This is a genomic window from Burkholderia sp. MSMB1835, assembly GCF_001526365.1.
Classification (GTDB): domain Bacteria; phylum Pseudomonadota; class Gammaproteobacteria; order Burkholderiales; family Burkholderiaceae; genus Burkholderia.
The window spans coordinates 133,174-154,994 of sequence record NZ_LOYP01000025.1 but is presented as its reverse complement, the minus strand read 5'-3'; the positions used below and the strand labels follow the sequence as shown (position 1 = coordinate 154,994).

Annotated in this window: 15 protein-coding genes and 2 tRNA genes; 9 read left to right on the top strand and 8 right to left on the bottom strand. The window is 67.2% G+C overall.

What is annotated here, in order from left to right; genetic code table 11:
- Positions 1-43 precede the first annotated feature (43 nt).
- The 4 genes from msrB (at position 44) to WS96_RS11315 (ending at position 2,247) form a co-directional block, all read left to right on the top strand.
- Complete coding sequence (gene msrB, locus WS96_RS11330) at positions 44-475, top strand: peptide-methionine (R)-S-oxide reductase MsrB (protein WP_059832569.1); 432 nt, start codon at positions 44-46, stop codon at positions 473-475.
- A gap of 130 nt (positions 476-605) precedes the next feature.
- Entirely contained in the window at positions 606-1,136 is a 531-nt protein-coding gene (locus WS96_RS11325) for a septation protein A (RefSeq protein WP_006483893.1), read from the top strand.
- A gap of 1 nt (position 1,137) precedes the next feature.
- Complete coding sequence (locus WS96_RS11320; RefSeq protein WP_059832567.1) at positions 1,138-1,446, top strand: BolA family protein; 309 nt, start codon at positions 1,138-1,140, stop codon at positions 1,444-1,446.
- A gap of 18 nt (positions 1,447-1,464) precedes the next feature.
- Positions 1,465-2,247 (top strand): peptidylprolyl isomerase, encoded by a 783-nt coding sequence (locus tag WS96_RS11315; protein ID WP_059832565.1) that lies wholly within the window; start codon positions 1,465-1,467, stop codon positions 2,245-2,247.
- 171 nt (positions 2,248-2,418) lie between these two features.
- On the opposite strand, the gene WS96_RS11310 is transcribed toward WS96_RS11315, so the two are convergent.
- Entirely contained in the window at positions 2,419-2,964 is a 546-nt protein-coding gene (locus WS96_RS11310) for a GNAT family N-acetyltransferase (RefSeq protein ID WP_059832563.1), read from the bottom strand.
- 5 nt (positions 2,965-2,969) lie between these two features.
- On the bottom strand, positions 2,970-7,034 hold the full coding sequence (purL, locus tag WS96_RS11305; protein ID WP_059832561.1) for a phosphoribosylformylglycinamidine synthase: 4,065 nt from the start codon (positions 7,032-7,034) through the stop codon (positions 2,970-2,972).
- 329 nt (positions 7,035-7,363) lie between these two features.
- On the opposite strand from purL, the gene WS96_RS11300 reads away from it, so the two are divergent.
- The 3 genes from WS96_RS11300 to pgi all read left to right on the top strand — a co-directional run bounded on the left by WS96_RS11300 (position 7,364) and on the right by pgi (position 11,999).
- Positions 7,364-8,665, top strand: coding sequence for an FAD-dependent oxidoreductase (locus WS96_RS11300; protein ID WP_059832559.1), 1,302 nt, complete (start codon positions 7,364-7,366; stop codon positions 8,663-8,665).
- 55 nt (positions 8,666-8,720) lie between these two features.
- The gene (locus tag WS96_RS11295; protein ID WP_059832557.1) at positions 8,721-10,265 is read left to right on the top strand and encodes an NAD(P)H-hydrate dehydratase; all 1,545 of its coding nucleotides are present in this window, start codon (positions 8,721-8,723) and stop codon (positions 10,263-10,265) included.
- Positions 10,266-10,376: 111 nt separating this feature from the next.
- On the top strand, positions 10,377-11,999 hold the full coding sequence (gene pgi / locus WS96_RS11290) for a glucose-6-phosphate isomerase (protein WP_059832556.1): 1,623 nt from the start codon (positions 10,377-10,379) through the stop codon (positions 11,997-11,999).
- Positions 12,000-12,067: 68 nt separating this feature from the next.
- Here the strand turns inward: pgi and WS96_RS11285 are convergent, their stop codons facing one another.
- Positions 12,068-12,781: an ABC transporter ATP-binding protein gene (locus WS96_RS11285; protein ID WP_059832554.1), complete on the bottom strand. Its 714-nt coding sequence runs from the start codon at positions 12,779-12,781 to the stop codon at positions 12,068-12,070.
- Between WS96_RS11285 and WS96_RS11280 the strand changes: the two genes are divergently transcribed.
- Complete coding sequence (locus WS96_RS11280) at positions 12,780-13,448, top strand: arylesterase (protein WP_059832552.1); 669 nt, start codon at positions 12,780-12,782, stop codon at positions 13,446-13,448. The two genes, WS96_RS11285 and WS96_RS11280, sit on opposite strands and share 2 nt — an antisense overlap.
- 82 nt (positions 13,449-13,530) lie before the next feature.
- On the opposite strand, the gene WS96_RS11275 is transcribed toward WS96_RS11280, so the two are convergent.
- Positions 13,531-15,456: a SurA N-terminal domain-containing protein gene (locus WS96_RS11275; protein WP_059832550.1), complete on the bottom strand. Its 1,926-nt coding sequence runs from the start codon at positions 15,454-15,456 to the stop codon at positions 13,531-13,533.
- 489 nt (positions 15,457-15,945) lie between these two features.
- Between WS96_RS11275 and WS96_RS11270 the strand changes: the two genes are divergently transcribed.
- A complete protein-coding gene (locus tag WS96_RS11270) occupies positions 15,946-17,337 on the top strand; it encodes a DUF1254 domain-containing protein (RefSeq protein ID WP_059832548.1) in 1,392 nt (463 codons plus the stop codon).
- Positions 17,338-17,405: 68 nt separating this feature from the next.
- Here the strand turns inward: WS96_RS11270 and WS96_RS11265 are convergent.
- From WS96_RS11265 to clpX, 4 genes are all read right to left on the bottom strand, one after another.
- A tRNA-Asp gene (locus tag WS96_RS11265) sits at positions 17,406-17,482 on the bottom strand.
- Between the two features lie 23 nt (positions 17,483-17,505).
- Positions 17,506-17,581 (bottom strand) — tRNA-Val (locus WS96_RS11260).
- Positions 17,582-17,788: 207 nt separating this feature from the next.
- On the bottom strand, positions 17,789-20,212 hold the full coding sequence (lon, locus tag WS96_RS11255; RefSeq protein ID WP_011549610.1) for an endopeptidase La: 2,424 nt from the start codon (positions 20,210-20,212) through the stop codon (positions 17,789-17,791).
- A gap of 197 nt (positions 20,213-20,409) precedes the next feature.
- Positions 20,410-21,681, bottom strand: a complete 1,272-nt coding sequence (clpX, locus tag WS96_RS11250; RefSeq protein ID WP_006489345.1) for an ATP-dependent Clp protease ATP-binding subunit ClpX — start codon at positions 21,679-21,681, stop codon at positions 20,410-20,412.
- Positions 21,682-21,821 lie beyond the last annotated feature (140 nt).

The window sequence follows — 21,821 nt, the reverse complement described above, 5'->3', positions numbered from 1 at the left end:
CACGACGCGTCCGACCCGACCGACCGATCAGGAGAACCCTCACATGTCACACGATTCCGACGACAAAACCTACCCGTACCAGAAGGACGACGCCGAACTGCGCCGGCGCCTGACGCCGATGCAGTACGAGGTCACGCAGCACGCGGCGACCGAGCGCGCGTTCACCGGCGAATACACCGACACCGAGGACGCCGGCATCTACAAGTGCATCGTCTGCAGCACGCCGCTGTTCGAATCCGGCGCCAAGTTCCACTCGGGCTGCGGCTGGCCCAGCTACTTCAAGCCGCTCGACAGCGAGGTGATCGACGAGAAGATCGACTACTCGCACGGGATGGTGCGCGTCGAGGTGCGCTGCAACCACTGCGGCGCGCATCTGGGCCACGTGTTCGAGGACGGCCCGCGCGACCAGACCGGTTTGCGGTACTGCATCAATTCGGCTGCGTTAAACTTCGAGTCCCGACCCGAAAACGAATGAGCGGCGCCGGGCGGATCTGCCGGGCGGCCAGCCGCGGGCCGGACCGCCCCGATCCGCGACGGCGATGCCTGGCGGGTCCCTACAACGATGACAGGCCGCACCGGCGGCCCGTCACGCAGCTGCGAGCGCCATGAAATTCCTGTTCGATCTGTTTCCGATCATCCTGTTTTTTGTCGCCTTCAAGGTCTGGGGCATCTTTACCGCCACCGCCGTCGCGATCGTCGCGACGCTGGCCCAGGTCGCATGGGTCGCCTTCCGGCACCGGAAGGTCGACACGATGCTGTGGGTCAGCCTCGGCGTGATCGTCGTGTTCGGTGGCGCCACGCTCGTCCTGCATGACGAGAAATTCATTCAATGGAAACCGACCGTGCTGTACTGGCTGTTTGCGATCGGGTTGCTCGCCGCGCGTTATGCGTTCAGCAAGAACCTGATCGAGAAGATGATGGGCAAGCAGCTCACGCTGCCGTCCCCCGTGTGGGACAAGCTGAATCTCGCGTGGGCGCTGTTCTTCGCGGTGCTCGGCGTCGCGAACCTGTACGTGGTGCACAACTTCACCGAATCGCAATGGGTGAATTTCAAGCTGTTCGGTACGACGGGCGCGATGGTCGTATTCATCATCCTGCAGAGCCTGTGGCTCACGAAGTACCTGAAGGACGAATGACATGAGCGACGCCTTTCTGCACGCTTCCCCCGACGAACGCATCGCGCTGATCGAAGCGCGCCTCACCGCGTCGCTCGCGCCGCTGTCGCTCACCGTGTGCGACGACAGTGCGCAGCACGCAGGCCACGCGGGCGCCGCCGCCGGCGGTCATTTCACGGTCACGATCGTATCGTCCGCGTTCGCGGGCAAGCCGCGCGTCGCGCGGCACCGGCTGGTGTATGATGCGCTCGCTGATGCGATGCAGCGCGGCATTCATGCGCTCGCGATCGTGGCTTACACGCCCGAAGAATTCAACGAATCTTCAATCTAGTCTCATTAGGAATTCCCGATGATCCTGAAATCCCCCCGCCTGTGGGTCGCGGCGGCTGCTTTTGCAGCGGCACCGGCATTTGCCCAGAACATCGCCGTCGTGAACGGCACGCCGATTCCGAAGTCGCGCGCCGACGCGATGGTCGCGCAGCTCGTCCAGCAAGGCCAGACCGACGGCCCGCAACTGCAGCAGGCCGTGCGCCAGGAACTCGTGAACCGCGAAATCCTGATGCAGGAAGCGATTCGCGAAGGCATCCCGAATCGGCCGGACGTGAAGGCGCAAGTCGCCGTCGCGCAGCAGACGGTCGTGCTGCGCTCGATGATCGAGAGCTTCCTGAAGAAGAACCAGCCGACCGACGCCGAAGTGAAGGCGCGCTACGACGAACTCGTCAAGGGCGTGGGCGGCAACCGCGAGTACCACCTGCACCACATCCTCGTCGACAACGAGCAGCAGGCGAAGGACCTGATCGCGAAGATCAAGGGCGGCGCGAAGTTCGAGGATCTCGCGAAGCAATACTCGAAGGATCCGGGTTCGGGCAAGAACGGCGGCGATCTCGACTGGTCCGATCCGAAGGCGTACGTGCCGGAATTCGCGGCGGCCGCGCAGAAGCTGCAGAAAGGCCAGATGACCGACACGCCGGTGAAGACGCAGTTCGGCTGGCACATCATCCGCGTCGACGACATCCGCGACATCGCCCCGCCGCCGTTCGACCAGGTGAAGGCGCAGATCGCGCAGCAGCTCGTGCAGCAGAAGCTGCAGGCGTTCGAGGAAGGTCTGCGCCAGCAGGCGAAGATCCAGTAACGCCGGCGCGCGTCATACACGCATCGAAAAGCCGCTCTTCGGAGCGGCTTTTTCTTTGGGCGCGCACGAACATGGGTGTCGAGACGTGGCGGCGCTCAACCGACGCGCAACAAAAAACCGCTCCGAAGAGCGGCTTTTGTCGTGCCGGGCGTCGCCTGCCCGCAGCATTCGCTACGCGGAATAAAACACGTCGCGATAACGCGCTTCCCCCGACGGCAGCGGAGCCGATGCGTCGAACGGCAGCGCGAGGAAATACTCGGGCGGCACGCCCGGAAAGACGATGCCGCCATGCGGTTCGAACCCGAAGCGTGCGTAATACGCCGGCTCGCCGAGCACCACGCAGCCGCGCGCGCCGAGCCGCCGCAACGCGTCGAGCCCCGTGCGGACGAGCCCCGCGCCGATGCTTTTGCGCTGGCAATCGGGCCGCACCGCGAGCGGCGCAAGTCCGTACCACTGCTGGCTGCCGGCCGGCTCGCCGCCGATCGCCACGGGCGAAAACGCGACGTGTCCGACGATACGCCCGTCGCGCTCCGCGACGAGCGAGACGCTCAGCGCACCGTCTGCACGCAGCGTCTCGACGATGCGCTGCTCGAACGCTCCGCCTTGCGGCTCGCCCGCGAACGCCGCACGGATCACGCGGCCGATCGCGTCGGCCTCGCCCGCACGTTCGTCGCGCAGCGTGACGACCTCGACCGGCGCGTTCGGGTCGAACATCATCCGGATCAGCCGATCCAGCGGCGCGCGTTGCGGAACACACGCATCCACGGGCTCGCGTCACCCCAGCCTTCCGGGTGCCAGCTCATCGTGACCGTGCGATGCACGCGCTCCATGTGCGGCATCAGCACCGAGAAGCGGCCGTCGGCGGTCGTGACCGACGTGATGCCGGCGGGCGACCCGTTCGGGTTGAACGGATAGCGCTCGGTCGCTTCGCCGCGGTGGTCGACGTAACGCATCGCGATCGCGACGCGATCGATGTCGCCCTGCTGCGAGAAGTCCGCATAGCCTTCGCCGTGCGCGACCGCCACCGGAATGCGCGAGCCTTCCATCCCCGCGAAGAAGATCGACGGCGACTTCTCCACCTCGACGAACGAGAAGCGCGCCTCGAACTGCTCGGACTTGTTGCGCGTGAACTTCGGCCACGCTTCCGCGCCCGGGATCATCGACGCAAGGCTCGACAGCATCTGGCAGCCGTTGCAGATACCGAGTGCGAACGTGTCGGGACGCGCGAAGAAGGCCGAGAACATGTCGGCAAGGTTCGCGTTGAAACGGATCGTCTTCGCCCAGCCTTCGCCCGCGCCCAGCACGTCGCCGTACGAGAAGCCGCCGCACGCAACCGCGCCCGCGAAATCGGCCAGCGTCGCGCGGCCCGCAAGCAGGTCGCTCATGTGCACGTCGTGCGCGTCGAAGCCCGCGCGGTCGAACGCATACGCGGTTTCCAGATGCGAGTTCACGCCCTGTTCGCGCAGGATCGCGACGCGCGGCCGTGCGCCCGTCGCGATGAACGGCGCGGCGACGTCGTCGGCCGGGTCGAACGTCAGCACCGGCGAGAGGCCCGGATCGGCCGCGTCGAGCAGCGCGTCATATTCGGCATCCGCGCAGGCGGGGTTGTCGCGCAGGCGCGCGATGCGCCAGCTCACTTCGCTCCATGCACGATGGAGTTCGGTACGCGGCGCGTCGAAGATCTTCTTCGCATCGCGGTACACCTCGATCACGTCGCGATCGTTGACCGAGCCGATCACGTGCGAACACGTCGACAGGCCGAACTCGCGCAGCGCACCGAGCACCGCGTCGCGATCGGACGCGCGCACCTGCACGACCGCGCCGAGCTCTTCGGAGAACAGCGCGCGCAGCGTGCGGTCGTCGCGACGGCCGCTCGTCTGCTTCGCCCAGTCCTTCGCGTCGCCGTAGTCGGATTCGTGGTCCGGGTCGAGCGTCAGCATGTCGACGTTCAGCGACACGCCGGCATGGCCCGCGAACGCCATTTCGCACACGGTCGCCCACAGGCCGCCGTCCGAGCGGTCGTGGTACGCGAGCAGCTTGTCCTGTGCATTGAGCGACTGGATCGCGTCGAAGAAGCGCTTCAGGTCTTCCGCGTCGTCGACGTCCGGCGTCGCATTGCCGACCTGCTGCGTGACCTGCGCGAAGATGCTGCCGCCCATCCGGTTCTTGCCGCGGCCGAGGTCGATCGCGATCAGCACGCTGTCGCCCGCGTCCGCCACGCGGCGCAGTTGCGGCGTGAGATGACGGCGCACGTCCTCGACCGGCGCGAACGCCGAGATGATCAGCGACACCGGCGACACCACTTCCTTCGCGACGCCCTGTTCGTCCCACTTCGTCTTCATCGACAGCGAATCCTTGCCGACCGGGATGCCGATCCCGAGCGCCGGGCACAGCTCCATGCCGATCGCCTTGACCGTGTCGAACAGCGCGGCGTCCTCGCCGGCCGTGCCGCACGCGGCCATCCAGTTCGCCGACAGCTTCAGCTTGTCGAGCGACGCGATCGGCGCGCTCGCGATGTTCGTGATCGCTTCGCCGACGGCCATGCGACCCGATGCCGGCGCGTCGATCACCGCGAGCGGCGTACGCTCGGCCATCGTCATCGCCTCGCCCTTGAAGCCCGCATAGTCGAGCGCGGTGATCGCGCAGTCGGCCACCGGCACTTGCCACGGGCCGACCATCTGGTCGCGCACCGACGTACCGCCGACCGAACGGTCGCCGATCGTGATCAGGAACGACTTGCTGCCGACCGTCGGGTGCTTCAGCACGTCGAGCGCGACTGCCGACAGCGCGACGCCCGTCACGTCGACCGGCGCACGCTCGGTGCGCACGCGCGCGACGTCGCGGTGCATGCGCGGCGGCTTGCCGAGCAGCACTTCCATCGGCATGTCGACCGGGTATTGGTCGGCGCCCGTCGCTTCGTCGTCGACGAGCTTCAGCTGGCGTTCGTCGGTCGCGACGCCGACCACCGCGAACGGGCAGCGCTCGCGCGCGCAGATCGCCTCGAAGCGCGGCAGGTCGGCCGGCGCGATCGCCAGCACGTAACGCTCCTGCGCCTCGTTCGACCAGATTTCGCGCGGCGACAGGCCCGATTCCTCGAGCGCGACCTTGCGCAGTTCGAAGCGCGCGCCCTTGCCCGCGCCGTCGACGATCTCGGGGAATGCGTTCGACAGGCCGCCCGCGCCGACGTCGTGGATGCTCAGGATCGGGTTTTCCGCGCCGAGCTGCCAGCAGCCGTTGATCACTTCCTGCGCGCGCCGCTCGATTTCCGGGTTGCCGCGCTGCACCGAGTCGAAATCGAGCTCGGCCGTGTTCGCGCCGGTCGCCATCGAGCTGGCCGCGCCGCCGCCCATGCCGATCCGCATGCCGGGGCCGCCGATCTGGATCAGCAGCGAGCCCGCCGGCACGTCGTGCTTGTGCGTATGCTGATCCGCGATGTTGCCGAGGCCGCCCGCGATCATGATCGGCTTGTGATAGCCGTGCACCGTGCCGCCGACGTTCTGCTCGTACACGCGGAAGTAGCCGCCGAGGTTCGGGCGGCCGAATTCGTTGTTGAACGCGGCACCGCCGAGCGGGCCGTCGATCATGATCTGCAGCGGCGACGCGATGCGGTCCGGACGGCCGTACGGGCCGTGCTGCTCGTTCGGGTTGCGCTCGGCCACCGGCTGCGCCGCGTCGCGTGCGTTTTCCCACGACTGGCGGGCGTCGGGCAGGTCGAGGTTCGACACGGTGAAGCCCGTGAGGCCGGCCTTCGGACGCGCACCGCGGCCCGTCGCGCCTTCGTCGCGGATCTCGCCGCCCGCGCCGGTCGCCGCACCCGGGAACGGCGAGATCGCCGTCGGGTGGTTGTGCGTCTCGACCTTCATCAGCGTGTGCGTGAGCTCGGTGTGGCGGCCATAACGCTCGCCCGGCTCGCCGGCCGCGCCCGCCTTGCGCGGGAACCAGCGCTCGGCTTCGGCGCCGACCATGATCGACGAGTTGTCCGAATACGCGACGATCGTGCCCTGCGGGCTCAGCTTCTCGGTGTTGCGGATCATCGCGAACAGCGACATGTCCTGCGCTTCGCCGTCGATCGTCCACTGCGCGTTGAAGATCTTGTGGCGGCAGTGTTCGCTGTTCGCCTGCGCGAACATCATCAGCTCGACGTCGGTCGGGTTGCGTTCGAGCTTGCGGAACGCGTCGACCAGGTAGTCGATCTCGTCGTCGGCGAGCGCGAGGCCCAGCTCGACGTTCGCGCGCTCCAGCGCGCCGCGGCCGGCGCCCAGCACGTCGACGCTCGCGAGCGGCTTGGCCGGCAGCTCGTCGAACAGGTGCTTCGCGTCGTCGCGCGCCGCGACCACGCTTTCGGTCATCCGGTCATGCAGCGCGGCCGCGACGGCCGCGCGCGCGTCGTCCGACAGCGCCTTCTTGCCGCCGAGGAGGCCCGACTTCAGCGTGACCGTGAATTCGACGCCGCGCTCGATGCGGCGCACGTGCGTGAGGCCGCAGTGCTGCGCGATGTCGGTCGCCTTGCTCGCCCACGGCGAGACCGTGCCGAAGCGCGGCAGCACGACGAAGGTCTCGGTCGCGCCCTTCTCGCCCGCCGGCCGGAACGGCTCGCCGTAGTGCATCAGCGCATCGATGCGCGCGCTGTCGTCGGCCGACAGCGGCTCGGCCGCATTGACGAAGTGCAGGAACTGGCCGCGCACCGCGACGATGTTGGCGTCGATTTGCCTGAGCGTGTCGAGCAGACGGGTTTGACGGAAATCGGAGAGGGCCGAAGCGCCGGGAAAACACGAGAAGTGAGCCATGGGCTGGACTGACGTCGATGAGTCGCGCGAGGTGGCGACGTGGGGCGAAAGGAAGGCCGTAATTATACCCGGAAGTCGGCCGCCCAAGCCCCCCCCGATCGGTGGTCCGCATGCACCGCGCCGGTGCCCGGGCGCGCGGCGCGCACGGCCGCGCGCCGGACCGGCCTGCGCGTGCCCGCACGCCGGCCGCCGTGGCGCGGCCGCGCGGCCCATGTTCGGCCGGCGCCGGCTCGTGCGCTTTTGGCGCTATCATTCCGGGTTCACCGGGCCCGGCCCTCAGCGAATTCTCACCGGGCGGCGTGCGCGCCGCCCGTCATCGAAGCAATCCAATGGATGTCATCGTCATCGGCGGCGGAATCAGCGGCGTCGCCACCGCCTACCAGCTGCGCGCGGCCGGCCATCGCGTGTGCGTGGTCGAACGCCACGCGACCGTCGCGCAAGGTGCGACCTACGGCGACGGCGGCGCGCTGCTGCCGAGCCCGCTCGACGTCTGGTTCGGCCCGACTTTCATGCGCCAGCGCCAGTCGCGCGACAGCGGCGTGGTCTACAAGCCGGGCTTCAACGGCGGCGTGCGCCACTTCGTCAAGCAGCTCGGCACGCTGCGCGAGCCCGATGCGTTCGCCGCGCAGTACGCGCGGCTGCGCCCGCTGATCGACGTGTCGCGCGACGCGCTCGCCGATATCGAGGCGCGCCTCGAGCTCGAATTCGAGCAGAAGCCCGGCATCCTGCACGTCGTGCGCGATCCGCGCGACTGGGACGCGCTGCAACCGGCGCTCGACCTGCTGCGCACGCTCGACCAGCCGTACCGCACGCTCACCGCCGACGAATGCGCGGCGCTCGAACCGTCGGTGCCGGCCGAGCCCGGCTTCGCCGGCGGCGTGCTGCTCGAAACCGAGCGCACCGGCAACTGCCCGCTGTTCGCGAAACTGGTCAAGCAGACGCTCGACGAGCACGGCGTGCAGTTCCGCTTCGGCGCGGACGTCGCCGCGATTCGCGTCGACAACGGCCGCGCGGCGGTCGAACTCGTGCCGCCGGGCAACCGGAGCGCGGCGAAGGCGCGCGAGGTCGACGTGATGTCCGCCGACGCGATCGTGGTCGCCGCCGGCGCCGGCAGCCTCGCGCTGCTCGACCGGCTCGGCTGGCGCCTGCCGCTGCACCCGGTGCGCGTCCATACGCTCACCGCGCCGGTCGCGTACGAAGAACACGCACCGCACCTGAGCGTCGTCGATTCGATCAAGCGGATCTCGATCACGCGCACCCACCAGCGGCTGCGCGTCGGTGGAGCCGCCGTGCTGCAGAGCGTGGCCGACACCGCGAAGCCGCTCGCCGAGCCGCTGTCCGAAGCCGCGCTCGCGCTGCTCGGCCAGGCCGTCCACGACTGGGTGCCGGGCGCCGCGAAGATCTCGGCCGCGCTGTCGTGGCAAGGCATGCAACTGCTGTCGCCGGACGGGCTGCCCGTCGTGGGTCCGACCCCGCATCCGCGCGTGTTCGTGAATTTCGGCCATGGCCCGGCCGGCTGGGGCCTCGCGTGCGGGTCTGCTAAAGTGGTGACCGACTATCTGGGCGGCAACGTCCAGCACTGGCCCGCCGACACGCTCGCCGCGCTGAGCGCCGGCCGCTTCACGACCTAACCGCCGCCGCGGGCCGACCCGTGGCGGCATCCTTGCCAGCCGCCACGATCCCGCGATGACCGTTACCCACCCCCTTCCCGATGCCGATCCGATCGCGCTGCTGCGCGTCGCCGACCTGCGCGCGGCCGAAGCCGATGCAACCGCCGCGCTGCCGCCGCACACGTTGATGGGCCGCGCCGGCGCCGCCGCCGCGCGCTGGCTGTCCGAGCGCGTCGCCGGCGACGATCGCCCCGTCTGGTTCGCGGTCGGCCCAGGCAACAACGGCGGCGACGCGCTGGTGGCCGCCGCGCAGCTCCAGCAGCTCGGTGTCGCGACGCATGCGTGGATGCCGGTGCCGGTCAAGCCGGACGACGCGCAATGGGCGCTCGGCCTCGCGCGCGCGGCGGGCGTGCCGTTGTCGACCACCCCGCCTGCGTCGCTGGAAGGCTACGCGTGGGTCGTCGACGGGCTGTTCGGCATCGGTCTCGGCCGCGCGCTCGACGGCGCGTTCGCCGAGCAGGCCGCACGCATCGCCGCTCATGCGCGCGGCGGCGGCCGCGTGCTCGCACTCGACGTGCCGAGCGGGCTCGACGGCGACACGGGCCGGATCGTCGGCGCGGGCGTCGCCGTCGCGGCCACCCACACGCTCACCTTCATCGGCGCGAAGCCCGGCCTCTACATGGGCGACGGCCGCGATCTCGCCGGCGAGATCCACGTCGCGTCGCTCGACGTCGCGCCGCCCGCCGCGCCGGCCATCGTGCTGAACGCGCCCGCGCGGTTCGCCGCGGCGCTGCCCGCACGCGCCTTCGCGTCCCACAAGGGCACGTACGGCACCCTCGCGGTGCTCGGCGGCGACACGGGCATGTGCGGCGCACCGATCCTCGCCGCCCGCGCCGCGCTGTTCGCGGGCGCCGGCAAGGTGCACGTCGGCTTTCTGGGCGCGGGCGCGCCGCCGTACGATCCGCCGTTTCCCGAACTGATGCTGCATCCGGCCGACACCCTGGACCTCGGCGCGATGACCGCCATCGCGGCCGGTTGCGGGCTCGGCACGCGCGAGGCCGCGGCAACGCTCGTGCGCGACGTGCTCGCACGAGACGTCGCGACGCTGCTCGATGCCGACGCGCTGAACCTCGTCGCGACGCACGCGGATCTCGCGGCCGCCGTCGCCGCACGCGGCGTGCGCGGCACGCCGTGCGTGCTGACGCCGCATCCGCTCGAAGCCGCGCGCCTGCTCGGCGGCGACACGGCAGCCGTGCAGCGCGATCGCGTCGCGGCCGCGCAGGCGCTCGCCGCCCGTTACGCGGCCATCGTCGTGCTGAAAGGCGCGGGCACGGTGATTGCGGCGCCCGACGGGCGCGTGACGATCAACCCGACCGGCAACGCGGCGCTCGCCACCGGCGGCACCGGCGACGTGCTCGGCGGCCTGATCGGCGCGCTGCTCGCGCAGCGGGTCGCGCCGTACGAAGCCGCGCTGGCCGGCGTCTATCTGCACGGTCTCGCGGCCGATACGCTGACCGCGCACGGCACCGGCCCGGCCGGGCTGACCGCGGGCGAGCTCGCGCCGATGGTGCGCACGCTGATCAATCGCCTTTTTTATCCGTCGCCGCGCGCCGACACGTAACGCCGCTATACTGACTGCCCCGCCGCACGGCGGGCCTTCTCGTCCGCCGGCTTTCCGATCCCGATGAGCCGGCGCGGCATTCCTCCCGATTCACGCTTCACTCGAACCGCCATGACGCTGAAATCGCTCCCCGCCTGGACTGCCCTTCAACCCCACTTCGAACGGATCCGCCACGCGCGGCTGCGCGACTGGTTCGCGCCGGAAAACGACCGCGCGCCGACCCGCGCCGAACGCTTCACGATTCCGGGCGGCGGTCTCGCAGCCGATTTCTCGAAGAACCGCATCGACGACGAAACGCTGCGCCTGCTCGTGCAGCTCGCGCGCGACGCGGGCGTCGAAGCGCGCCGCGACGCGATGTTCGCGGGCGAGATCGTCAATCCGACCGAAGGCCGCGCCGCGCTGCACACCGCACTGCGCGCGACCGACCCGCAGGCGCCGTTCCACGCGCAGGTGAGCGCCGAGCGCGCGAAGATGGCGACGTTCGCGCGCGCCGTGCGCGGCGGCACGTGGACGGGCTATACGGGCAAGCGCATCCGCCACGTGATCAACATCGGCATCGGCGGCTCCGATCTCGGGCCGAAGATGGTCGTGCACGCGCTGCACCACGTCGCGACGCCCGACATCTCGACGCACTTCGTGTCGAACGTCGATGGCGCCGATCTCGCCCGCGTGCTCGAACAGGTCGATCCCGAGGAAACGCTCGCGATCGTCGTGTCGAAGACCTTCACGACGCTCGAGACGATGACGAACGCGCGCTCGCTGCGCGACTGGTTCGTCGCGCGCGGCTGCCCCGAGGAGGCGCTCGCGAAGCACTTCGTCGGCGTGTCGGCGAACCCGGCCGAAGTCGTGAAGTTCGGTATCGCCGCCGACAACGTGTTCGAAATGTGGGATTGGGTCGGCGGCCGCTATTCGCTGTGGTCGGCGGTCGGCCTGTCGATCATGATCGCGGTGGGCCCCGAGCAGTTCGACGAGCTGCTGGCCGGCGCGAACGACATGGATCGCCACTTCCGCGAAGCGCCGCTCGAGCGCAACCTGCCGGTGCTGCTCGGCCTGATCGGCATCTGGTACCGGAATTTCTTCGGCTCGCAGAGCTATCTCGTCGCGCCGTATTCGGAAGCGCTGCACTACCTGCCGTCGTACCTGCAGCAGCTCGAAATGGAGAGCAACGGCAAATCCGCGCGCCTGGACGGCGCCTTCGTCGACTACCCGACGTCGGCCGTCACGTGGGGCGAGCCCGGCACAAACGGCCAGCATGCGTTCTTCCAGATGCTGCACCAGGGGCCGACGATCGTGCCGATCGACTTCATCGCGGTGCTGACGCCCGAGCATCCGCTCGCGAGCCACCATCCGAAGCTGCTCGCGAACTGCTTCGCGCAGAGCGAGGCGTTGATGCTCGGCCGCACGCTCGAAGAAGCGCGCAAGGTCGCCGGGCCCGGCAAGGAAGCGCTCGCGCCGCACCTGACGTTCCCCGGCAACCGCCCGACCACGACGCTGCTCGTCGATGCGCTGACGCCGCGCACGCTCGGCGCGCTGATCGCGCTTTACGAGCACAAGGTGCTGGTGCAGGCGACGGTGTGGGACATCAATCCGTTCGACCAGTGGGGCGTCGAGCTCGGCAAGATTCTCGGCAAGGTCGTCGAAGCCGACCTGTCGGCCGAATCGGTCGATCCGGCGAAGCACGACTCGTCGACCACGGCGTTGATCGAGCGCGCCCGCGCGGCGCTCAAGCGTTGAAGCGCTGACGCGACCGCGTCATGCCCGTGCCGGCCGCGCGATCCGCCCCGCGCGGCCGGCCGGAACGTTCACGCGTTGCGCGAAGCCGCGTGCGGCGCGACGATGCGCCCCGCGTCGATCGTGACCGTCGTTGCGCAGCGGCGCGCGAGTTCGGCATCGTGCGTGACGAGCACGAGCGTCGCGCCATGCGTGCGGTTCAGTTCGAACATCAGGTCGATGACCGCGTGGCCGGTCGCGGCGTCGAGGCTGCCGGTCGGCTCGTCGGCGAACAGGATCGCCGGGCGCGTGACGAACGCGCGTGCGAGTGCGACGCGCTGTTGTTCGCCGCCCGACAGCAGCTTCGGATAATGCGCGGTACGCTCGCCGAGACCGACCTGCACGAGCAGCGCCCGGGCGCGGTCGGCCGCATCGCGCGCGCTGATGCCGCCCTGCAGTTCGAGCGGCAGCATCACGTTCTCGAGCGCCGTCAGGTGCGGCATCAACTGGAACGACTGGAATACGAATCCGACCGCGCCGTTGCGCAGCGCCGCGCGTTCGTCCTCGTCGAGTCGATCGAGTGCGCGACCGAGCAGGCGAACCGTGCCGCTCGTCGCGCTGTCCAACCCCGCAAGCAGGCCGAGCAGCGTCGATTTGCCCGAACCCGACGCGCCGACGATCGCGAGGCTGCTGCCCGGCTGCACGGCGAGCGTGATGCCGTCGAGGATCGTCAGCTCGCCCGTTGCATCGGCAACCCGCTTGCATACGTCATGGACTTCGATGATCGGATCGGTAATCTTGAACATGGACACGACATTTCGCTGGAAAAGACGCGCGGCGGCCGCCGCACTGCTGGGCATCCTGCTGGCCGTCACCGCGCCCGCACGCGCCGCGACGGCGCCGGCATCGAGCCCGCCCGTGATCGTCGTGCTCGGCGACAGCCTGTCGGCCGAATACGGATTGCCGCGCGACACCGGCTGGGTCTCGCTGCTGCGGCAACGGCTTTCGACCGAGCGAATCGATTATAGCGTCGCGAACGCCAGCGTCAGCGGCGACACCACGAGCGGCGGCCGTGCGCGGCTGCCTGCGGTCCTGCAGCGGCTCAAGCCGTCGATCGTCGTCGTCGAGCTCGGCTCGAACGATGCGCTGCGCGGCGTGCCGCTCGCGACGACAGAGCAGAACCTGCGCGACATCATCGCGAGCGCGCGGCGCGCCCAGGCGAAAGTCGTGCTGGTCGGCATGTACGTGCCGCCCAATTACGGCCCCGACTACACGCAGAAGTTCCACGCGGTCTATACGCGGCTGTCGAAAGATCTCGGCGTGCCGCTCGTGCCGTTCCTGCTGGCCGGCATCGAGGACAAGCCCGACATGTTCCAGGCCGACCAGATGCATCCCGCGCAGCAGGCCCAGCGCGTTCTGCTCGACAACGTGTGGCCGACGCTGAAGCCGTTGCTCGGCAAGCCGCACGGCTGACCGCCGCCGCGCGCCGGAAAACCGGAAAACAAAAAGCCCCGCTTCGAGCGGGGCTTTTCGATGGTTGCGGGCGAAACGATGCTCAGTTGTCGCCGTCCTGCTGCTGGCTGGCCGTCGTGCCGTACAGCTTCACCTTCGAGCGATCGCGCAGCGCGGCGAGATACGCTTCGCCTTCGCTCTGCGCGTCGACCTGCGCCATCTGCTGCTGCGCGGCCGCCAGTTGCTGCGGATCGACCGCCGAACCGGGGATCACCGCGTTCACACGGTAGATCGCGTAGCCGTCCGCGCCGAGGTCGACACCGACGTAAGCCGGCAGCGTCTTCGCATCGACCTTGTAGACGGCGCTCAGCGCCGCCGGCGTCAGGCCCTGCGATTGCGTGCGCGACACCTTCTGCGCGGCCGCGAAGCCATCGGTCGACTTCGACTTCTGCAGTTCGGCCAGCTTTGCCGCACCGTCCTTCTTCGCGAGTTCCGCGGCCTGCTCGGCGATGACCTTCTGGCGCACGGCGTCCTTGATCGCGTCGAGCGCGGGCACCGCAGCCGGCTTGTAGTCGGTCACGCGCGCCGAGATCAGCGTGTTGTTGCCGACGTCGATCGCCTGCGTGTTGTTCTGGTTCTTCACCGCGTCGTTCGCGAACACGGCGGCCAGGAACTTCGGATTGTTCAACGGGCTCGTCGGCGGCAGTTGCGGGTTCGGCGTCGGCGTGACGGTGGCCGTCTGGATCGTCAGCTTGTACTTGTCCGCGGCCGGCTGCAGCGTCTTCGCCTTTTCGTAGACGGTCGACGTGAAGCCTTCCGCGTTGTCCGAGAACGCCTTCGATGCGTACTGCTGCTTCAGGTCGGCCGCGATCTGGTCCTTCACTTCCGCGAACGGCTTGACGACCGCCGGCTTCACTTCGGTCGCCTTCAGGATGTGGAAACCGAGGTCCGACTGCACGATCCCGCTCACGTCGCCCTGCTTGAGCGAGAACGCGGCATCGTCGAACGCCTTGCCGCCCGCGGTCGAGCCGCGCGTGATGAAGCCGAGATCGCCGCCCTTCGCCGCCGACGGCGCGTCCTGCGAGTCCTTCTGCGCGATCTGCGCGAATTGATCCGGATGCGCCTTCACGTCGGCGAGCAGTTGCTCGGCCTTCGCTTTTGCCGCCGCCTTGTCGGCCGCGCTGGCGCTGCCCGGCGCGGCGATGAAGATGTGGCTCACGCGCACCTGCGCTTCGGTACGGAAATGCGTCGGGTTGTCGTCGTAGAACTTCTTGATGTCCGCATCGGTCGGTTGCGCGCTCGCGGCCGGCGAATAGACGAGGTACTGGATCGTCGCGGTTTCCGGCGTCGCGAAGCTCTGCTTGTGCGCGTCGTAGTACGCGGTGAGCTGCGCGTCGGTCGGCTGGACCTTCGCCGCGAAGTCGCTCGTCTTCAGCACGAGCGCCTGTACTTCACGCTGCTGCGCGGCGAGTTCGGACAAGCGTTGCGCGAGGCTCTTCGGCGTGAACGCGCTCGATACGATGCTGGCCGGAATCTGCTGCAGCGCGAGGCTGTAACGCACGCGCTCCTGGTACTGCTCCGGCGTCATCCCCTGAAACGACAGCAATTGCGCATAGCGTTCGACGTCGATCGAACCGTCGGGCTTCTTCAGCGACGCGATCATCGGGTCGCTCATCAGCGCGTCGCGCACGGCGTTGTCGGATGCGGTCAGGTGCAGGCGTTGCGTCTCGTCGGCCAGCACGCGTTGCTGGATCAGGCCGTCGAGCACCTGCTTGCGATGCTCGGGCGTGTCGAACATCTTGATGTCGAACTGCCCGCCGAGCGCCTGGCGCGCCTGGTCGATCTGCTGGCGGAACGCGCCGTCGAATTCGACCCGCGTGATCTTGTGCCCGTTGACTGCTGCGACATTCGCACTGTCGTCGAAGAAGCCGCGGAAGCCTTGGATTCCGACGAAACCCAGCCCCGGCAAGACGATCAGGAGCAGGAGCGCCATCATCAGGCGCTGGTGATTACGGAAGAAATCGAGCATGCGTGACGGGAAAATTGGACAAAACGTCCGATATTACAACATACGAGGTGGGACGGGCGAAAAGCGGCCCTCGCCCGCATGATCGCCCTCTTGACCGAGGCCGCGCGCACGCCCCGCTCACGGCGATTCGTTCGCGAAGCCGGCTTGCCGCACGGCCGCCGAATCACGCTGCCTCCGCGTGCGCATCCGTGGTCCGCAGCCGAGCGGAACGTGACGGGTAAAAAGAGATCGGGCCCGACCGCGCTCCCGCGACCGGGTCGCCGCCGGATCGTGACAGCCCAACCCGAGCCGGCCGGCGGTATCCCGCACGACGCCGATCGATCGACGCCTCGCCGACGCGTCATCGGACTTTGCATATCGAAAATCGATCGTTCGTCGCGCATGCCAAGCCGTATACGCTAATCGCGCCATGCAACCCGTGCCACGCTCGTCGGCCGAGCGACGAAGGGGCGCGGCCTATTCGACCATTCAACCAAACCAACCCATTCGATGAGTTTTCTTCACCAGGCGCGCATCGTCGCATTGGCCGTCTCGCTCGGCCTTCTGGCGGGCTGCAACGGGGACAGCGTCGACCGCCCGAACGTTTCGCCCGTCGCTACGGAGAACGCGGCAAACGGCGCGACGATATTCACGATTCCGCTGTACCAGTTCTACGCCACGCGACAGAGCTACATCGCTCAGGGCCTTGCGCCGAATACGTTTCTTCACAGCCGCCGGCTCTCCGATGCGTCGTCCACCGCGGTGACGAAGCCCAATCACGACACGCTGTATTCCGTCGCCATGCTGCAACTGGACGCGGGCCCCGTTCAAATCGATACGCCCGCGAGCGGTAACCGTTATTTCTCGCTCGCGTTGATGGACGCCTATACGAACAACTTCGCGATTCGCGGCACGCGCGCCGACAACGGCGTTGCGAAGGTCTTTTGGGTCGTGGGGCCGAACTGGCAGGGAGAAGCGCCCGCAGGGGTCATCGTGCTCCGCTCGTCGACCGACGCGGTCTGGGCCCTGGCGCGGACTTACGTGGGCGATGCGAGCGACTATCCGGCCGCGTGGGCGGTTCAGAACCAACTGGTGGCGTCGCAACCCGCTGGAACCGGCGGCACGACGTGGGACAGCGTGGACAAGCAAAAGCCGCCCGGTTATACCAACTGGCCAGCGTATTTCCAGTACGTGAACCAGCTGTTGAAAAAGAGCCCGCCCACGCCGCAGGACACGGCTGCGCTGTCGGCGCTCGACGCGATCGGCATCGGCCCGGCGCAGACCTTCGACCCGTCGTCCGCCGACATCGCGTCGATCAGCGCCGGCGCGACGCAGGCGCTGGCGAGCCTGACGACCGGCAGCAGAACGCAGCAAGCGTCGACCCAGACGAGTACCGGCGCAAATGGCTGGACAGGCGGTCCGGCGGATGTCGGAAACTATGGAACCCACTACGCGTTGCGGGCGAACGTTGCGCTGAACGGCCTCGGCGCGCTCCCCGGCAGCGAAGCGATCTATTACACCAGCACGGAAGCGGCGAACACGCTGGGTGCGAACTACGACGGCAACGGCGTCTATCAGATGACCTTTCCCCCCGGGCAGCTTCCGCCGGCACGCGCGTTCTGGTCATTGACGCTGTACGGGGGCACGAACCAGGCACAGGCATACTTCTATTCGAATCCCGATCAAGTCTATGCGCTGTCCTATCCGGCCTCGAACTTTCAGTTCGCCAGCGACGGCTCGCTCGTGCTCACCGTCAGCCACACGCGACCCGCGGGCGTACCGGCCAGCAACTGGTTGCCCGCTCCCGCCGGCGCGTTCAATCTGACGCTGCGTACGTACTTGCCCGATACGCCGCTCCTGAACGGAACCTACAAGCTGCCGCCGGTGATACGCGTTCAATGAGATGCCGTTTGCGCACACCGGAAGGCGCAAATGAAAAAGCCCGCACGAGGCGGGCTGTTTCATTTGTTTGGCGGAGCGGACGGGACTCGAACCCGCGACCCCCGGCGTGACAGGCCGGTATTCTAACCGACTGAACTACCGCTCCTTGGTCTGGCTGAATCGTGAAACTGGTGGGTGCTGAGGGGTTCGAACCCCCGACCTACGCCTTGTAAGGGCGCCGCTCTACCAGCTGAGCTAAGCACCCGTTTCCGATTCGTTCCGACTGCGATCTGCGTTTGCGCATCAACAATCAGCGAGCCCGCAAGTTTAATTCATCCCCGATCATTTTGCCAAGCCTGCGCGTGAATTTTTTTAACACACGCGTTCGCACGATTCCGATCCACATAAAAAAACCCGCGGACACCGCCGCGGGTTTCGTGAACAACCGTCTGCAACGACGGTGTTCGGGGCCTCAGTGCTTGACGACTTCCGTCGAGCCGGCGTCCTTCGCCGCCTCGCCGACCGGCGCCGCTGCCTTCGCCTCTTCTTCCGGCGGCAGCGGAGTCGGCGAACGCTCGAGCGCGAGTTCCAGCACCTTGTCGATCCAGCGGACCGGCACGATCTCGATCGCATTCTTCACGTTGTCCGGAATGTCCGCGAGATCCTTCACGTTCTCTTCCGGAATCAGCACGAGCTTGATGCCGCCGCGGTGAGCCGCCAGCAGTTTCTCCTTCAGCCCGCCGATCGGCAGCACTTCGCCACGCAACGTGATTTCGCCCGTCATCGCGACGTCGGCCCGCACGGGGATGCCCGTCAGCACCGACACCAGCGCGGTCGTCATCGCGCCGCCGGCGGACGGACCGTCCTTCGGCGTCGCGCCTTCCGGCACGTGGATGTGGATGTCCTGCTTCTCGAACGCTTCGTCCTTGATACCGAGACGACGCGAACGCGAGCGCACGACCGAACGTGCGGCCTCGACCGACTCCTTCATCACGTCGCCGAGCGAACCCGTACGGATCACGTTGCCCTTGCCCGGCATCACCGCGGCTTCGATCGTCAGCAGGTCGCCGCCGACTTCCGTCCACGCGAGGCCCGTCACCTGACCGACCTGGTTTTCCTTCGCCGCGAGGCCGAAGTCGTACTTGCGCACGCCGAGGAACGTATCGAGGTTCTCGCCGTCGACCTTGATCGCGCCCGATGCCTTCTTCAGCAGCAGCATCTTCACGACCTTGCGGCAGATCTTCGACACTTCCCGCTCGAGCGAACGCACACCGGCTTCGCGCGTGTAATAGCGGATGATGTCGCGGATCGCCTGTTCGGTGACCTCGATCTCGCCGTCCTTCAGACCGTTGTTCTTCTTCTGCTTCGGCAGCAGGTAGCGCTGCGCGATGCTGACCTTCTCGTCTTCCGTGTAGCCCGACAGACGGATCACTTCCATCCGGTCGAGCAGCGGCGGCGGGATGTTCAGCGAGTTCGACGTCGCGACGAACATCACGTCCGACAGGTCGAAGTCGACCTCGATGTAGTGGTCGGCGAACGTGTGGTTCTGTTCCGGATCGAGCACTTCGAGCAGCGCCGACGAAGGATCGCCGCGGAAATCCATGCCCATCTTGTCGACTTCGTCGAGCAGGAAGAGCGGATTGCGCACGCCGACCTTCGCGAGGCTTTGCAGGATCTTGCCCGGCATCGAACCGATGTACGTGCGGCGGTGGCCGCGGATCTCGGCTTCGTCACGCACGCCGCCGAGCGCCATCCGGACGAACTTGCGGTTCGTCGCACGGGCGATCGACTGGCCGAGCGAGGTCTTGCCGACGCCGGGCGGCCCGACGAGGCACAGGATCGGCGCCTTGACCTTGTCGACGCGCTGTTGCACCGCGAGGTACTCGAGGATCCGTTCCTTGACCTTCTCGAGGCCGAAGTGATCCTCGTCGAGCACCTGCTCGGCGTTCGACAGGTCGTTGTTGACCTTGCTCTTCTTGCGCCACGGCAGGCCGATCAGCGTGTCGATGTAGTTGCGCACGACGGTGGCTTCCGCCGACATCGGCGACATCAGCTTCAGCTTCTTCAGCTCGGCGTCGGCCTTCTTCTTCGCTTCCTTCGGCATGCGCGCGGCGTTGATGCGCTTCTCGAGTTCCTCGAGATCCGCACCTTCCTCGCCTTCGCCCAGTTCCTTCTGGATCGCCTTGACCTGTTCGTTCAGGTAGTACTCGCGCTGGCTCTTTTCCATCTGGCGCTTCACGCGCCCGCGGATGCGCTTTTCGACCTGCAGGATGTCGATCTCGGCTTCGAGCTGCGCGAGCAGGTGCTCGAGGCGCTCGATGACCGGGAACATCTCGAGGATGTGTTGCTTCTGGTCGAGCTTCAGCGGCAGGCGCTCGGCGATCATGTCGGCGAGGCGGCCTGCTTCGTCGATGCCCGACAGCGACGTGAGAATCTCCGGCGGGATCTTCTTGTTCAGCTTCACGTACTGGTCGAACTGCGACACGATCGCGCGACGCAGCGCTTCCGTCTCGGCGCTGTCGGCGTGGTCGGGCTCGAGCGGCATCACTTCGCAGGAGAACTGCGTCTCCTGTTCTTCGATGGACAACGCCTTCGCACGCTGCAAGCCCTCGACGAGCACCTTCACGGTGCCGTCCGGCAGCTTCAGCATCTGCAGAATGTTGGCGATACAACCGACCTCGTACATGTCCTTTTCGGTCGGTTCGTCCTTGGCCGCGGTTTTCTGGGCGACGAGCATGATGTGCTTGCCGCCTTCCATCGCTGCTTCGAGGGCCTTGATCGATTTCGGCCGGCCCACGAAGAGCGGAATGACCATGTGCGGGAAAACGACGACGTCCCGCAGCGGCAGCAGCGGGAGCGTGATGCGTTCCGGCGGGAGAAGTTGGGTGCCTGACATTTCATTTCCCCATGAGTGGAATCAATTGTTCGGTAATTGAGGCCGCCACAACGAATTGCAAGCCTTCAAGTGCGGGAAATATTCGGTAAGAAAGTAACCACCGCGTGTCGAGTCAGAGTTACCCACAAGATAAACGAAAAAAAGCCGCCCACGGACTCATGAACGGCCTTTTTCGCTGAACATCGTCGGCAAGCCGGTCAGTTCGAACCCGCCACCTTCGGCGTGTCCTCGTAGATCAGCAAGGGCTTGCCGTCCCCATCGATGACGTTCTCGTCGATGATGACCTTGCTGACCCCTTTCATCGTCGGCAGCTCGTACATCACGTCGAGCAACGCCTGTTCGATGATCGAACGCAAACCGCGCGCGCCGGTCTTGCGGCGGATCGCCTTGCGGGCGACTGCCTGCAACGCGCCCGGCCGGATTTCCAGCTCGACGCGCTCCATCGCGAACAGCTTGTGATACTGCTTGACGAGCGCATTCTTCGGCTCGACCAGAATCTTCATCAGCGCGGCTTCGTCGAGCTTGCCGAGCGTCGCGACCACCGGCAGGCGGCCGATCAATTCGGGGATCAGCCCGAATTTGATCAGGTCTTCCGGTTCCGTTTCGCGCAGCACTTCGCCCGCGTCGCGCTCCTGCTTGCTCTTGACCGTCGCGCCAAAGCCGATGCCGGTTTTCTCGGTACGATCGGTGATCACCTTTTCGAGACCGTCGAACGCGCCGCCGCAGATGAACAGGATGTTGGTCGTGTCGACCTGGATGAAATCCTGGTTCGGGTGCTTGCGGCCGCCTTGCGGCGGCACCGACGCCATCGTGCCCTCGACGAGCTTCAAGAGCGCCTGCTGGACGCCCTCTCCCGACACGTCGCGCGTGATCGACGGGTTGTCCGACTTGCGACTGATCTTGTCGATTTCGTCGATGTAGACGATCCCGCGCTGGGCCTTGTCGACCTCGTAGTTGCAGTTCTGCAACAGCTTCTGGATGATGTTCTCGACGTCCTCGCCGACGTAGCCGGCTTCGGTCAGCGTCGTCGCATCGGCGATCACGAACGGCACGTTGAGCAACCGCGCCAGTGTTTGCGCGAGCAGCGTCTTGCCGGAGCCCGTCGGGCCGATCAGCAGGATGTTGCTCTTCGACAGCTCGACGTCGTCCTTCTTGTCGAGATGCTTCAGGCGCTTGTAGTGGTTGTACACGGCCACCGCGAGGATCTTCTTCGCGCGCTCCTGGCCGATCACGTACTGATCGAGGATGTCGCGAATTTCCTGCGGGCTCGGCAGATCCGACCGGGACAGGCTGGCCTCGACGCCGGCGGCAGCCGCCTCGTCGCGAATGATTTCGTTGCAGAGATCGATACATTCATCGCAGATGAACACCGACGGGCCCGCGATGAGTTTTTTCACCTCATGCTGGCTTTTCCCGCAAAACGAGCAATACAACAGCTTCTCGCTGTTCGAACCTTTTTTGTCCGCCATGAATGTAGAGCCTCCGGACAGGTAAATGACATGATACGCCGATTGCTCCGGGCGCCGCGCCTAGGGCGCGACCGGAGCCGGCTGGATGCGCTTGCCGCAGATGCTCAGGGCACTCGGGACATTGCGGGGGCGCCGCACGA